Here is a 13376-nt window from a genome sequence, read left to right as displayed (position 1 = left end):
GGCCTCCTCAGCTGTCGCCGTCGAACGGCGCGCCCAGCAGCACCTGCGCCCAGCGCGCGGGCCCCGCGCCGTCGCCGCGCACGCAGCACCAGTACGCGCATGCACCGTCGTCGTCGACGACCGCGATGATGTCGCCGGCTGCGCCCCGCTTGGGCAGGTGCAGCTCGCCCTCGCGCTCTGCCAGCAGCTCGCGCGGCGACGACGCGGTCGTCGGCCCGAAGACGCGGCCCGCCTGGTGGGGCACGAGCCGCAGCTGGGCTGCCCGTGCCGACTCGAAGACCCCGCCGCGGCTGTCGGACGACGTGCCGCGCACACCGGGACCGTCGCCGCTGCGGCCCAGCACGCCGGTCGAGCGCTCGCCCGCCCCGCTCGCGCCCTGACCGACCACGCCGACGTCGCCGGTCGCCGAGATCGGCGGCACCGGTGACGCGCCGGAGACCCCGACGACGCCCGCCGCCGCAGGCATCCTCGGCTCGTCGCTCACGCCGCCGCGGCCGACGACGCCGGTGCCCGGCACCGCCGGGCCGCTGGCCACGACGGGTCCGGCCGTGCCGGTCTCGTCGAAGGTCTGCACCTGCACGACCGTCGCGTCCGCACCCTTGCCGTAGACGCCGGTGCCACCCGTCTCGGCGAGCGGATGCGCGGGCAGATCGTCGTGCGAGGGTCCCGTGCCGCCGCCCAGCCCGATGACCCCCGCCGCGTGCAGCGACCGCGCGGTGTTCTCGCGCTCCGACTGCCTGCCGCCCTGGCCGACGACGCCCGCACCGGGAGGGTTGTCGGGATCCGGGAAGCTGACCGCCTGCGACCCGCCGAGGCCGTGGACGCCGATGCCGCCCTCCCCTGCCGAATCCGGCTCGGGCACGCCGCCGCCGAGCCCGACGACACCGGTGCCCGACTTGCGTCCGCCGCGGCCGATGACGCCGTGCGCCGGCGGCGACCCTCCGAAGCCGGAGGCGCTCTTGCCGGTCGCGAGCACGCCGTGGAACGCGTTGGACGGGATGAAGCTCGCGCCGTCCTCGTAGTCGTCCGGGTCCTCCGCGTCGCCCGCCACCTCGGCGATGAGGATCGCAGGGCCGTCGAAGTCCGCCTCGTCGGGCTCGACCTGCGCCCACACGATCGTGCGCCCCTCGGCGCGGTTGACGCGGCCGGTCTGCATCTCCTCGCCGCTGCCGGATGCCCCAGCCATGGTCGCCCCCACTCTCGCGCGCATGAGCTCGAGCCGCTCAGCCGTGCGCGCTCCACTCGGGACGGTACGCCGCAGCACGCGCGCGCGACAGGTGCGCGTCGTCAGCCCGCGCAGCGCGCGACGACCCACCCGAGCAGCGCGTCGCGCTGGTCGTCGGGCACGGGCACCAGGAGGTCGACGGGCTCGCCGGCGGCGGTCGCTCGGATGCGGAAGATGGTGCCCTGCTTGTCCTCCGCCACGGCGTGCAGGTCGCAGCGGCCGGGCGCGAGCGGCACCTCGATCACCGTCGGTGCGGCGCCCGCGACGATCTCGAGCGCGACCGGCAGGGCCTCGAGGCGACCGCCCCGCGCATCCGTCGGCGTGAGCAGCACCGTCGCGGCCACGTCGTCGATGCTGCCGAGCCGCTCGCCACCGCCCGGTGCGGGCGACACCTCGAGCCGCAGCACGGCCGCGCGCGAGCCGTCTGCGGGGATGTCCGGGGCGAGCCAGGCGAGTCCTGCGACGTCGCGCGCGAACGCCCGCACGTCGCACACGCGGTCGTCGAGCGCGTCGAGCTGGCCGAGCGGATCCTGGGGCTCGCCCTCGACGACGCTGCCGTCGGCGAGCTCGAGCGTCGCGCGGTGCTCGACCGGGCCCGGCTCGCACGTGGGCTCGGGCAGCTGCAGGCGCAGGTTGCGACGCGCGCCGGCCGGGATGCGCGCCTCGTCGACGCGGGTCATCGTCGTGCTCCACGCGCTCGAGTCGTAGGCGGCGCGCTCGATGACGAGCTCGTCCGTCCCCTCGTTCGTGACCCGCAGCTCGACGAAGCCGCCCGCGACGTCGCCGCGCAGCTGCACGATCTCGAGCAGCACCGGCACGGTGGCCTCGGGCGCGGTGGTCTGGGGCACGGTGGTCTCGGGCACCGGATCCGGCTCGGCGGGCGCGGTCGCGCAGCCGGCGACGCCCAGCACGGCGCACAGCACGACGCTCAGCGCGGCGGGCACCGACGACGGCACCGCGCGCGTCCTCGACACACCCGCACGTCGTCGCACGCCGCCATCCTGGCACCGGCGTGGGAGGGGCGCGATCACCACTGTCGTGCACGACCGGGCGGGGCCATGATGTGGCCATGAGCGCGCCCTGGGACCCCGACCACCTCGCGGCGATCGCCGCGGCCGACGAGCTCCGCATCGCCTCCCGCCGCTCGGACGGCACGCTGAGCCCGCCTGTCACGATCTGGTCGGTCGCGCTCCACGGCGTGGTGGTGGTGCGCTCGGCCTACGGCGCCGACAACGGCTGGTACCGGCGGGCGCTGCGGCGAGGGCGCGGTCGGATCAGCGCGGGCGGCGTCGACCACGATGCCGTGTTCCAGCCCGGCGACCACTTCGACCAGGAGCTCGTCGACGCGGAGTATCGGCGCAAGTACGCCCGGTTCCCCGACGCCGTGCTGCGGACCGTGGTCGGCGAGCGCGCGCACGAGCTGTCGCTCATCGTCACGCCCGGATGAGCGAGCGCTGCGGCGGCTACCCCTCGAGCGCCGCCTGCAGGGCCGCCTCGACGTCCTCGTAGCGCTGCAGCTCGAGCATCTCGCCGTCCACGAAGAACGTCGGCGTCGAGGGCGCGCCGAGCGCCGCGGCGGCGTCCGCGTCGAGCTGGACGCGCTCGAGGGTCGCGGGATCGGCGATCGCGGCGTCGTACGCGTCGAGGTCGAGGCCGAGCTCCTCGGCGTAGCCGCGGAGCGCGGCAGCGGCGCCGTCGGTGCCCGCCCACTCCTGCTGCCGGTCGAAGAGCATCGTGTGCATGGCCTCGAACGATCCCTGCTGCGCGGCCGCCTCCGCGGCGAGGGCCGCGGGCACGGCGTTCGGGTGCATCGCGAGCGGGAAGTACCGCACCGCGAAGGTGACCTCGCCGGCGTAGCGCTCGCGCAGGTCCTCGACGATCGGGTGGAACTGCCCGCAGGACGGGCACTCGTAGTCGAGGAACTCGACCAGCACGGGCGCACCCTCCCCCGCGTCCTCGAGGATGTGCGTGCTCTCGTCGAGCACCGGCACGCTCGCGGCCTCCGCAACGGGCTCGGGGCGCTCCCACGGACGCACGACCGCGAGGGCGACCGCGACGATGAGGAGGAGCGCGCCGACGACGGTCGCGATGCTGATGACGGCCTGCTTCTGCATCGATCCAGGCTATCGGCGCCGAGGGCGGGCCGATCCCGGCGCGGTCCGCGGGCGGTAGCGTGCGGGCATGGAGCTCGACTTCTCGGCCGTCGCAATCGAGTGGCGCGGTCCCGCGCCCTTCGTCTTCGTGCCGGTGCCGCCGGACGAGTCCGAGCTCATCCAAGACAGCGCGAGCGAGCTCACCTACGGGTGGGGCGTCATCCCGGTGGAGGCCACCATCGGCACCACGACGTTCACGACCTCGCTCTTCCCCCGCGACGGCGGCTACCTGCTGCCGCTCAAGGTCGCGGTGCAGCGCGCGGAGGGCATCGGTGTCGGCGACGCCATGGACGTGCGGATGCGGCTCGGCCGCTGACGCGCATCGGCTCCGGTCAGCGGCCGCGAGTACGATCGGCCACCACGCTCCGGCGCTCCGGCTCGGGGCACGATGGGGCACGACAGGCATCGCACGAGCGGAGGTCGCGGATGGGCATCGCAGCATGGATCGGGGCGACCGCGGCCTCGGCGTCGAGGCGCGCCGAGCGCACCATCCACCGACTCGCGCGCCCGGCGGCCTTCGCACTCGCGCCCGTGCTGCTGCGGCAGGGCAAGGCGCTGCAGTCGGAGCTCGTCTGGCTGCCGGAGCCGCAGGGCACGCGCTCGGGCGTCGTCGGCGAGGGCGACGGCGACCCGCTGCGGCTGCTCGCGATCGGCGACTCCACGGCGACGGGCGTGGGCGCCGAGCAGCTCGACGAGACGCTCGCGGTGCAGACGGCTCGCCGCCTCGCCGGCCGCCGCGGGCAGCGCGTCGAGTGGCGCATCGAGGGCCTCGAGGGCTCGAACGCCGCGCAGGTGCTCGAGCGGCACCTGCCCGCGGTCGACGACGGCCCCTGGGATGTCGTGCTGCTGCTCGTCGGCGCGAACGACGCGCTGCAGCTCGTGCGACGCGGCGCGTTCCAGCGCAGCGTGCGCGCCATCGTCGCCGGGCTCGAGCGGCACGTCGCCCCCGGCGGCGTCATCGGGCTCGCCGGCGCGCCGCAGATCGACACGTTCGAGTGGCTGCCGCAGCCCATCCGCGCGCTGATCGGCGGCCACGCCCGCAGCCTCGACGACGCCCTGCAGCGCGTGGCCGCCGACGTGCCGCGCACGATCCACCTCCCGACGCCGGCCATCCTCGAGCCCTCGCTGCACGCAGCCGACGGCTTCCACCCGTCCGCCGCCGGCTACTTCGTCTGGTCGAGCCTCATCGCGCCGGTCATCGACGACGCGATCGCCGCACCGCGCGTGCGGCACGGCATCGTGCCGCCATTCCTGCTCGAGCGGATCGCTGCGGCGCCGACAGCCGCGGCCGCGGTCGCCGAGCGCACCCTGCGGCTCGACGGCGGCATCCGCGTCGAGCGAGGCGTCCGCGCCGAGCGCGCTGCGACGGCGCGCCCGGCCGGAGCCCAGCAGCGCCCGACGCTCGTGCCCGACGAGGCGGCGCCCGACCGCACGGTGAGCGACGCGAAGGGCACGACCACGCTGCCGGGCACGGCCGTGCGCGGCGAGGGCGACGCGCCGACCGGCGATGCTGCGGCCGACGACGCCTTCGACGGGCTGGGGCTCGCCTGGGGGATGCTGCACGACGCGTTCGGCCGCGACTCGCTCGACGACGCCGGCATGCCGCTGCTCGCGACCGTGCACTACGGCACCCGCTACGACAACGCGTTCTGGGACGGTGAGCGGATGGTCTTCGGGGACGGCGACGGAGTGGTGTTCGCGGGCTTCACGCAGGCGGTCGACGTCATCGGTCACGAGCTGGGCCACGGGGTGATCTCGTCGACCGCCGACCTCGTCTACCGCGACCAGCCCGGCGCGCTCAACGAGTCGATCGCCGACGTGCTCGGCGCGCTCGTGAAGCAGCACGCGCTCGGCCAGACGGCCGACGAGGCGGACTGGCTCATCGGCGCCGGCGTCTTCACCGAGCAGGTGCAGGGCGTCGCGCTCCGCTCGATGGCCGAGCCCGGCACCGCCTACGACGACCCGGTGCTCGGCAAGGACCCGCAGCCTGGCCACATGCGCGACTTCGTCGTGACGACCGACGACCTCGGCGGCGTCCACATCAACTCCGGCATCCCCAACAAGGCGTTCCACCTCGCGGCGACCGCGATCGGCGGGCACGCGTGGGAGGCGCCGGGCCGCATCTGGATGGACGCGCTCACCGGCGGCCTCTCGGCGACGGCCGACTTCGCCGCCTTCGCGACGGCGACCGTCGACGCGGCCATCGCCCGCTTCGGCGACGACGCGGCCGAGACGCGCGCGGTCCGCGACGCGTGGGCCGCCGTGGGCGTGGGCGAGGCGCCGGCCGACGAGGCATCGCCCGAGGAGGCCATCCGGGTCGCGCGCACCGGTGGCATGCTCGGGCGCACGCGCGCGGCGGTGCTCGAGCTCGAGGTGATCCCCGGCGACGACCGCGACCACCTCGACACGCTCGTCGCCTCCGGACGGCTCGCCGAGCTCGACGGCCAGGCGCTGCCGGATGCGCCGACCTGGCGCGTGACCGTCGAGACGCGCTGCGACGTGACGGTCGCCGAGCCGCTGCTGCCCGACGAGGTGCTGTCGCTCTTCCGCCGGCTGCTCGAGCTGGGCGACGCGCCCGAGCGCTGAGCGCGCCCGGCCCCGGCCGGCCGACCGCCCCTGCACCTCCGACGAGTGTCGACTCCCTGCGGCAGTGTCGCGACACTCGCGCACGCCCCCGACACTCGGCCGGCGGACCGCCCGGGCACCGCCGACGAGTGTCGGCTCGTTGCGGCAGTGTCGCGACGCTCGCGCACGAACCCGACACTCGGCGGGCGGACCGCGCCAGCGCCACCGGCGAGGGCGGCGCGGGCACCGCGCGCTGCGCGCCGGCGTCAGCGGGTGGCTGCCCGCATCGCCGCCTCGCGCACCTCGATGATGTAGGGGGCGACGACCTGCTGGCTGATCCTGCAGTCGGCGACGAAGACGCCCTCGGCGCCGGTCGCGAGCCACGCCTCGAGCTGCGCGAGGTCCTCGAGCCGCTCGATGACCGCCGCCTCCGCGCCGAGCGCGCGGCCGAGCGCGGCGAAGTCGACCTGCTCGATGAGCATCGGCTCCTCGGCGACGCCGCGCACGGCGTACTGGTGCACCTCGGCGCCGTAGGCGGCGTCGTTGCAGACGACCACGATGCCGCGCCGCACCGTGCGCACGACCGAGTCGAGGTCGGCGAGCCCCATGAGGGCGCCGCCGTCGCCGGTCACGAGCACGATGGTCGACTCCGGCCGCGCGGCACCCGCACCGACGGCGCTCGGCAGCCCCAGCCCGATCGTCTGGAACGCGGTGCCGACCATGAGCAGCCGCTCGGGGTCGGCGACCGAGAGGTGCGTCGGCGCCCAGCCGATGAAGTGGCCGCCGTCCTGCACGATCACGCGGTCCTCGGGCAGCACCCGCTCGAGCGCGTGGAACAGACTGCGCGGGTCGAGGCGGCCGTCGGCGGCGAGCTCGTCGCCGGCCTCGCGCTCGGCGCCGATGCCGGCGACCTCGGCGAAGCCCGCCTCGCTCCAGCCGGCGTCGCCCGCGGCAGCGGCATCGGCTCCGCGCTCGTCGCCGGTCTCCCCCGCGCCGATGAGCGCGACCAGCGCCTGCGCCACGAGGCGGGCGTCGCCGCGCACGAGCTCGTCGACGCGGGGGTTCGACGGCGCGTCGAGGACGTCGACCTGCATCACGTGGGCGCCGGGGGCGAAGGCGTCGCCGAAGCGCGTCTGGAAGGCGTTGAGGCTCGCGCCGACGACGAGCACCGCGTCGGCGTGCTCGATCGCCTCGGCGGCACGCTCCGAGGCGAAGCCGCCGCAGATGCCGAGGTGGCGGGATGCGTCAGCGAAGATGCCGCTGCCGAGCGCGCTCGATGCCGTGCGGGCGCCCAGCCGCGCGGCGAGCTCGCGCAGCGCGTCCTCGGCGCCGGCGAGGTGGGCGCCGCGGCCGGCGAGCAGCAGCGGGCGCCGCGCGCCGACGAGCCGCTCGGCGACGCCGGCGAGCTGCTCGCCGTCGAGCGCGACGAACGGCGTCACCGACGCGTGCTCCGTCGCCGCCTCGCCGTCGCCCTCGATGTCGGCGTGGCTCAGGTCGTACGGGATCGCCAGCACGACGGGGCGCCGCTCGGCGAGCGCCGTCTCGACGGCCCGCCGGGCGGCCGCCCGCGCGTCGCCGCGTCTCACGACGATCGTGGGCGCGCCGACCGCTGTCGCGATGCCGGCCTGGTCGACGTCGAACGGCCGCGCGCCGCCGGTCGGCCGGTCCCCGACCACCACGACGAGCGGGATGCGGGCGAGCGCCGCCTCGGCGAGCGGCGTGATGGCGTTCGTGTAGCCGGGGCCGTAGGTGACCGAGGCGACCGCGAGCCTGCCGCTCGCGCGGTGATACGCGTCGGCCGCAGCGATCGTCGCGGCCTCGTGCCGCACCGCGGTGAGCGTCATGGCCCCTCGGCGCACGACGGCGTCGAGGAACCACGCGTTGCCGTTGCCCATGAGGGCGAAGACATCGGCGGCGTGCAGCTCGAGCTCCGCCGCGATCGCGGCGGAGACGGAGACGGGGGCGTCAGGCATGGGGTGCTCCAGAGGAGACGGGAGGCCCGGCGGCACTGCACGGAACCTCGTCGATCGGGTCCATGTGTGTCGCGCGCTGCCGCGTGGTCCCATTTCTCGAGACCCGGCGCGCATGGCGCCTGACGAGGCGATGCTAGCCGACGGCCGGTCCGTCGAGCTCGCGGCCGGGCTGCTCGGTCGCACCGGCGCCGTCGCGGAACGTCTCGCGCGCCGCGGTCGGCAGTCCCAGCTGTGCGTCGTGCGGATGCGCGCGCAGGTGCTCGCGCATGCGCGGGATGGCGAAGTCGACGCGCCCGCGCTCCGGCGCCACGATGACGCCGGCGTCGAGCAGGCGCGCCCGCTGGCGCCCGGCGTTGCCGGACGTCGCGCCCATCCGCTCGGCGACATCGATCGTGGACGCCGGTCCGTCGTCCTCCGCCATCGCGATGAGGTAGTCGCGGTCGCGGCCCGAGAGGCCGCGCAGCGCCGGCACGATCACGCTCTCGCCCATCGCGGCGTGCGCGACGTGCACCGCGTGCTGCACGGCGTCCGTCACGATCTCGGTGACGCTCGGCTGGTACTCCCATGCGCGCGCACCGATCGACTGGACGAGGAACGGGTAGCCCTCGCTCGCGCGCGCCGCCATGTCGAGGGCCGCCTCGCCGATCGTGCGGCCGCGTTCGCGCACCGGCACCTCGATCGCGGCCCGGGCCTCGGCGAGCGTGAGGGTGTCGAGGCGCACCTGCTGCGCCCGGCGGAAGAAGGTGAGGCCGTCGGCGTCGAGCGCCGCGGCGATCGAGGCCGGCACACCGGCGGCGACGATCGCGATCCGGCGGTCCTCGCGCTGCAGGTGCTGCACCGCGATGGCGATCCGGCGCAGCTCGTCGAGCGACGACGCGGCCACCTCGTCGAGCGAGACCAGCAGCCCCGCGCCGCGCGCCTCGGCGAGCTCGACGAGCCGCTCGAGCATGCTCTCGAGCCGCGGCTCGCGCGGGTAGTGCTGCACGACCTGCGTGGTGGCGCCGCCGATCTGCGGCAGGGTGAGGCCGGTCCACTCGCGCGAGAACGCCTCGGGGTCCTGCTCCTCGAGCAGCGCCGGCAGCCGGTCGTGCTCGAGCACCTCGATGAGGCCGACGTGCAGCGTGCCGTGCACGACGGTCCAGTCGCGGGCGCGCGCCTCGTCCTCGAGCGCGTTGAGCAGCACGGTCTTGCCGACGCCGCGCATGCCGGTGACGAGCGCGGCGCGGTACGGCGACCAGGCGCCGAGCCCGAGCACCTCGCGCCACTCGTCGAGCAGCGCGTCGCGCCCCGCGAGCATCGGCGGCGAGATGCCGAAGCCGGGCCGGAAGGGGTTGTCGTGCACGTCGCCCACTCTGGCACCGACCGCCGACGTCGCGGCGACACGGCCCGGCGCGCCCGCCGCGGCCGACGCTTCGTGGAACGATGAGCCCCATGTCCGCCACGCCGCTGCCCAGGCCGCTGCGGCTGGGCTTCTGGATCGCGGGCGCGCTGCTCGCCGTCAACCTCGCCGCAGCCACGCTGCTCGCGCTCGGCCTCGGCGACGCCGGGCTGCTCGAGCAGCTGCGGCTCGTGCTCATGTGGGCGATGCTGCCGCCGATCTGGCTCGCGCTCATCGCGGTCGGCGCGCTCCGGCACGCGGTCGGCCGCTGGCACGTGGCCGCGGCGGTGCTCTGCGGGCTCGGCGACGGGCTCGGCGCCACCACCGACCTCACGATCGTGCTGCTGGGGATGTTCCTGCTCGGCCACGTCGCGTACCTCGTCGCCCTGTGGCCCACGCGCCGCCGCTCGCTCGCGTGGGGGCCGGCCGGCATCGCCTACGCGATCGTCGGCCTCATCGCCGGGGCCATCATCGCGATCGGCGCGGGCCCGCTCGCCCTGCCCGTCGTCCTGTACGCGCTCGTGATCGCCGCGGTCGCGGCGTTCGCCGCGATCGACGTGCCGGGGCTCCTCGGCGGGCTGCTCTTCATGGTGAGCGACCTCGTGCTCGGCCTCGGCCTCTTCGTGCTCGAGATCCCCGATCCGCTGCGGTCGATCGTCGTGCTCTCGACCTACGCGGGCGCGCAGGCGCTGCTGGCGGTCAGCCTGCAGCAGCGCCTCGCGCTCGGCGCCGCCGCGGACGAGGACGAGACATAAGCGCTGCCTGCATGAGCGACAGCCAACACAGGCTGGACTACTGGCGTCACGGCTGGTGTGATCGTCGCATGGACTCGCGCGACCGCACCCTCGGCATCCTCGGCGGCATGAGCTGGCACTCGACCGCCGCGTACTACCGCACGATCAACGAGCAGGTCGCCGCAGCGCGCGGCGGTCACGCGTCGGCGCGCATCCTGCTCGCGAGCGTCGACTTCGCCGAGGTCCGCGACTGCCAGGTGCGCGGCGACTGGGCCGCCGCCGGCGCGATGCTCGCCCGCGAGGCCGCCGCGCTCGAGCTGGCGGGGGCCGGTTCGGTCGCGATCGCCACGAACCTCATGCACCGGGTCGCCGACGACGTCGCCGCCGCCGTGGGCGTCCCGCTCGTGCACATCGCCGATGCCGTCGCGCATGCGGCCGGCGCGCTCGGCGCCCGCACGCTCGGCATCGTCGGTACCCGGTGGGTGATGTCGGAGCGGTTCTACGCCGACCGGCTCGCCGAGCACGGGATCGGCGTCGTCGTGCCGCCGGCCGACGTCCAGCCCGAGCTCGACCGGATCATCTTCGACGAGCTCACGCAGGGCGTCGTGACGGATGCGTCGCGCGCCGCCTTCCGCGACGCCTTCGCCGCGCTCGCGGCCGCGGGCGCCGACGCGATCGTGCTCGCGTGCACCGAGATCATGCTGCTCGTCGACGCCGAGGACGCCGCCGTGCCGCTCATCGACTCGTGCGCGGCGCATGCCGACGCGCTCGCGCGGATCGCGCTCGGCCAGCGGTCAGCGGGTGCGCTCGCCCCACAGCTGCTGCATCGCGCCGAGGACGGTGCTGATGGCGGGCACCCGCTCGGCGCCGTGCCGGTGGCGGAGCGAGACCGTCCGGCCTGAGCCGTCCGCGAGCGGCGCGACCACGACGTCGTCGCGCGTGAGCACGCGCAGCGCCATCGTGGGCAGCAGCGTCACCGAGCCGGTCGCGGCGACGAACGACTGGGCGGCGACGAAGTCGTCGGTCTCGAACTGGATCGTCGGGGCGAAGCCGGCGTCGGCCGCGAGCGACTGGAGGTGCCTGCGGCAGCGCTCGCACCCGCCCACCCAGTCCGCGCCGGCGAGCGCCGAGAGCTCGATCGGCGACCCGTCGGCCAGCTCGTGGTCGAGCGGCAGCACGATGCACGACGGGTCCTCCCCCAGCTCGATGCGGGCGAGCTGCACGTCGTCGTGCAGCTCGTCGTACTCGAACGCCACCGCGACGTCGGCGTCGCCCGCGAGCACCGCCTCGATCGCCTCCGGCGGCTCGAGCTCGATGACGCGCGCGGTGAGCCCCGGCACCGCGAGCCTGGCCGCCGCGATCGCGCGGGGCACGAAGTCGGCGAGCGCCGAGGGGAACGCCGCGATCGTGACCGTGCCGGCGCCCTCGGCGAGCGAGCGCAGCTCCGCCTCGGCCGATCCGAGCAGCCCGGCGATGCCGTCGGCGTGCCGCAGCAGCCGCGCACCCGCCTCGGTGAGCGTCACGCCCGTCGACGATCGCAGCAGCAGCGCCTGACCGACCTCCTCCTCGAGCAGGCGGATGTGCTGGCTCACCGCGGGCTGCGTCCAGCCGAGGGCCCGGGCGCCGCCGGAGACCGATCCCTCGCGCGCGACGGTGCGGAAGATCAGGATGCGACGCGGGTCCAGCTGCATGGCCCCAAGCATGCCGCATCCCCGGCGGGCGGCGTCCAGGCTCGAGGCGTAGCGTGGAGCCATGAGCGAGCAGATCGAGATCGTCGACAACCCGAAGGCCCAGCGCTTCGAGGCGCGCGTCGATGGCGCGCTCGCCGGCTTCGCCGACTACCGCGACGGCGAGGGCGTGCGAGGCTTCCCCCACACCGAGGTCGACCCGGCGTTCGGCGGCCGCGGCATCGGCTCGACGCTCGTCGACGAGGCGCTGCGCGCGACGATCGCCGAGGGCCGGCGGATCATCCCGCAGTGCTCGTTCGTCGCCGCACGGGTGACGGCGGACGAGTTCGCCGCGCACGTCGCGCGCTAGCTACTCCCCGAACCGCTCGCGCACGAGCGCGCCGACCGCGTCGATCGCGTCGGCCGCCTGCGGACCGGTCGCCTCGAAGACGACCGTCGAGCCGCGATCCAGGCCGAGCGCGAGCACGCGCAGCATGCTCTTCGCGTCGACGCCGTTGACCGCCACCGCGGCGTCGAAGCCGCTCACCGTGCGCACCAGCTCGGACGCGGGTCGCGCGTGCAGCCCGTGCTCGTTCTCGAGCACGATCTCGAGGCGGGCCGGCTCCGCCGTCGACGCGGCGTCGTCGCCAGGGCCGGCATCCGCATCCGCGCGCCGCTCGGGCTCGGGCGCGACCGGCTCCGCGGCCGCGACGACCTCGTCCATCGAGCCGCCCGCCTCGGCGGCGACCGCCGCGGCGACGGCGCCCTCGACGATCGGCGCGTCGGCGATGCGGATGCGCTCCGGCTCCGCGGCGAAGTCGATCGCCGTCTCCGTCGTCAGCACGGCCGACCCCAGGTCGCACAGCACGACGACCCCGTCGCCGGAGTCCGCCTCGCCGAGCGCAGCCTGCACCCGGTCGAAGCTCGTGCCGATGCCGCCGTCGTCGGTGCCGCCGGCGGCGACGATCGTCACCGTCGGCGCCATCTGCGCGGCGAGCTCGACCACCCCCTCGGCGATGCGGGCGGAGTGCGAGACGATGACGAGCCCGACGCTCACCTGGTCTCCGCCGCGGCGCGCAGCATGAGCGAGGTGGACTCGCTGCCCGGGTCGCGGTGGCCGATGGCGCGCTCCCCCAGGTACGACGCGCGCCCCTTGTGGGCGACGAGCGGCTCGGTCGCGGCGGCGCCCTCCGCCGCGGCTGCGGCAGCCGCCTCGAGCGCGGCCCGCACGTCGTCGCCCGCGGCCGCGGCCGCGTCCACGGCCGGCGTCCACGCATCCACCATCGTCTTGTCGCCCGGCTCGGCCTTGCCCCGCGCCACGATGCCGTCGCGCGCGGCCGTCAGCACCTCGACGAGCCCCGCGGCGTCGAGCTCCGCGCGGTCGCCCGCCGCCATCGAGCCCTTGAGGAACGCGGTGCCGTAGAGCGGCCCCGCGGCACCGCCCACCGTCGAGATGAGCGTGGTCGCGACGAGCTTCAGCACGGCGCCGGGGGTCGCGTCGTCGTCGAGCGCCTCGAGCCTGCCGAGCACCGCCTGGAACCCGCGGTCGAGGTTCTCGCCGTGGTCGGCGTCACCGATCGCGCGGTCGAGCGCCGTGAGCTCGAGCTTGCGCCGCGCGACCTCCGCGGCGACGGCCTCGATCCAGCGCCTGGTCCAGCGGCCGTCCAGCCCGCTCATCCGC

At 75.7% G+C, this 13376-nt stretch carries 14 protein-coding genes; 6 read left to right on the top strand and 8 right to left on the bottom strand.

The annotated features are described in order from the left end of the window. Window positions 1–7 precede the first annotated feature (7 nt). Window positions 8–1186, bottom strand: coding sequence for a hypothetical protein (locus tag EDD26_RS11460; RefSeq protein WP_148058742.1), 1179 nt, complete (start codon window positions 1184–1186; stop codon window positions 8–10). Window positions 1187–1287: 101 nt separating this feature from the next. Then, window positions 1288–2217 carry a hypothetical protein gene (locus tag EDD26_RS11455; RefSeq protein ID WP_148058741.1) on the bottom strand — a complete coding sequence of 310 codons (930 nt, stop codon included), beginning with the start codon at window positions 2215–2217 and terminating at the stop codon, window positions 1288–1290. Between the two features lie 77 nt (window positions 2218–2294). Here EDD26_RS11455 and EDD26_RS11450 point away from each other — a divergent pair, with 77 nt between their 5' ends. Continuing rightward, complete coding sequence (locus tag EDD26_RS11450) at window positions 2295–2672, top strand: DUF2255 family protein (protein ID WP_123697832.1); 378 nt, start codon at window positions 2295–2297, stop codon at window positions 2670–2672. Between the two features lie 16 nt (window positions 2673–2688). On the opposite strand, the gene EDD26_RS11445 is transcribed toward EDD26_RS11450, so the two are convergent. Continuing rightward, on the bottom strand, window positions 2689–3339 hold the full coding sequence (locus tag EDD26_RS11445) for a DsbA family protein (protein WP_123697831.1): 651 nt from the start codon (window positions 3337–3339) through the stop codon (window positions 2689–2691). A 67-nt stretch (window positions 3340–3406) separates the two neighbouring features. Here EDD26_RS11445 and EDD26_RS11440 point away from each other — a divergent pair, with 67 nt between their 5' ends. After that, window positions 3407–3694, top strand: coding sequence for a DUF1905 domain-containing protein (locus EDD26_RS11440; protein WP_123697830.1), 288 nt, complete (start codon window positions 3407–3409; stop codon window positions 3692–3694). A gap of 110 nt (window positions 3695–3804) precedes the next feature. Next, window positions 3805–5964 (top strand): protealysin inhibitor emfourin, encoded by a 2160-nt coding sequence (locus tag EDD26_RS11435; protein ID WP_123697829.1) that lies wholly within the window; start codon window positions 3805–3807, stop codon window positions 5962–5964. Between the two features lie 245 nt (window positions 5965–6209). On the opposite strand, the gene EDD26_RS11430 is transcribed toward EDD26_RS11435, so the two are convergent. Both EDD26_RS11430 and EDD26_RS11425 read right to left on the bottom strand, forming a co-directional pair. After that, window positions 6210–7916 (bottom strand): thiamine pyrophosphate-binding protein, encoded by a 1707-nt coding sequence (locus EDD26_RS11430; protein ID WP_123697828.1) that lies wholly within the window; start codon window positions 7914–7916, stop codon window positions 6210–6212. A gap of 133 nt (window positions 7917–8049) precedes the next feature. Next, entirely contained in the window at window positions 8050–9258 is a 1209-nt protein-coding gene (locus EDD26_RS11425; protein ID WP_148058740.1) for an ATP-binding protein, read from the bottom strand. Between the two features lie 89 nt (window positions 9259–9347). On the opposite strand from EDD26_RS11425, the gene EDD26_RS11420 reads away from it, so the two are divergent. Next, window positions 9348–10049: a lysoplasmalogenase family protein gene (locus EDD26_RS11420; RefSeq protein WP_170165625.1), complete on the top strand. Its 702-nt coding sequence runs from the start codon at window positions 9348–9350 to the stop codon at window positions 10047–10049. A 68-nt stretch (window positions 10050–10117) separates the two neighbouring features. Then, on the top strand, window positions 10118–10930 hold the full coding sequence (locus EDD26_RS11415) for an aspartate/glutamate racemase family protein (protein WP_123697825.1): 813 nt from the start codon (window positions 10118–10120) through the stop codon (window positions 10928–10930). Here the strand turns inward: EDD26_RS11415 and EDD26_RS11410 are convergent. Further along, on the bottom strand, window positions 10823–11719 hold the full coding sequence (locus tag EDD26_RS11410) for a LysR family transcriptional regulator (RefSeq protein WP_170165624.1): 897 nt from the start codon (window positions 11717–11719) through the stop codon (window positions 10823–10825). The two genes, EDD26_RS11415 and EDD26_RS11410, sit on opposite strands and share 108 nt — an antisense overlap. A gap of 61 nt (window positions 11720–11780) precedes the next feature. On the opposite strand from EDD26_RS11410, the gene EDD26_RS11405 reads away from it, so the two are divergent. Further along, a complete protein-coding gene (locus EDD26_RS11405) occupies window positions 11781–12065 on the top strand; it encodes a GNAT family N-acetyltransferase (RefSeq protein ID WP_123697823.1) in 285 nt (94 codons plus the stop codon). Here the strand turns inward: EDD26_RS11405 and dhaM are convergent, their stop codons facing one another. Together dhaM and dhaL are read right to left on the bottom strand one after the other, a co-directional pair. Continuing rightward, window positions 12066–12752, bottom strand: coding sequence for a dihydroxyacetone kinase phosphoryl donor subunit DhaM (gene dhaM / locus EDD26_RS11400; RefSeq protein WP_123697822.1), 687 nt, complete (start codon window positions 12750–12752; stop codon window positions 12066–12068). After that, window positions 12749–13372 (bottom strand): dihydroxyacetone kinase subunit DhaL, encoded by a 624-nt coding sequence (dhaL, locus tag EDD26_RS11395; RefSeq protein ID WP_123697821.1) that lies wholly within the window; start codon window positions 13370–13372, stop codon window positions 12749–12751. The genes dhaM and dhaL overlap by 4 nt, the downstream gene beginning before the upstream one ends. Window positions 13373–13376 lie beyond the last annotated feature (4 nt).

This window comes from Agrococcus jenensis (assembly GCF_003752465.1).
In the GTDB taxonomy this organism is placed as follows: Bacteria; Actinomycetota; Actinomycetes; order Actinomycetales; family Microbacteriaceae; genus Agrococcus; species Agrococcus jenensis.
The sequence above is the reverse complement of the archived record's forward strand: the minus strand, read 5'-3'. Positions and strand labels throughout refer to the sequence as shown.

Coding starts and splice junctions, on each gene's coding strand:
- EDD26_RS11460 (WP_148058742.1), bottom strand. CDS start 1,186: ATGGCTGGGGCATCCGGCAGCGGCGAGGAGATGCAGACCGGCCGCGTC.
- EDD26_RS11450 (WP_123697832.1), top strand. CDS start 2,295: ATGAGCGCGCCCTGGGACCCCGACCACCTCGCGGCGATCGCCGCGGCC.
- EDD26_RS11445 (WP_123697831.1), bottom strand. CDS start 3,339: ATGCAGAAGCAGGCCGTCATCAGCATCGCGACCGTCGTCGGCGCGCTC.
- EDD26_RS11440 (WP_123697830.1), top strand. CDS start 3,407: ATGGAGCTCGACTTCTCGGCCGTCGCAATCGAGTGGCGCGGTCCCGCG.
- EDD26_RS11435 (WP_123697829.1), top strand. CDS start 3,805: ATGGGCATCGCAGCATGGATCGGGGCGACCGCGGCCTCGGCGTCGAGG.
- EDD26_RS11430 (WP_123697828.1), bottom strand. CDS start 7,916: ATGCCTGACGCCCCCGTCTCCGTCTCCGCCGCGATCGCGGCGGAGCTC.
- EDD26_RS11420 (WP_170165625.1), top strand. CDS start 9,348: ATGTCCGCCACGCCGCTGCCCAGGCCGCTGCGGCTGGGCTTCTGGATC.
- EDD26_RS11415 (WP_123697825.1), top strand. CDS start 10,118: ATGGACTCGCGCGACCGCACCCTCGGCATCCTCGGCGGCATGAGCTGG.
- EDD26_RS11410 (WP_170165624.1), bottom strand. CDS start 11,719: ATGCAGCTGGACCCGCGTCGCATCCTGATCTTCCGCACCGTCGCGCGC.
- EDD26_RS11405 (WP_123697823.1), top strand. CDS start 11,781: ATGAGCGAGCAGATCGAGATCGTCGACAACCCGAAGGCCCAGCGCTTC.
- dhaL (WP_123697821.1), bottom strand. CDS start 13,372: ATGAGCGGGCTGGACGGCCGCTGGACCAGGCGCTGGATCGAGGCCGTC.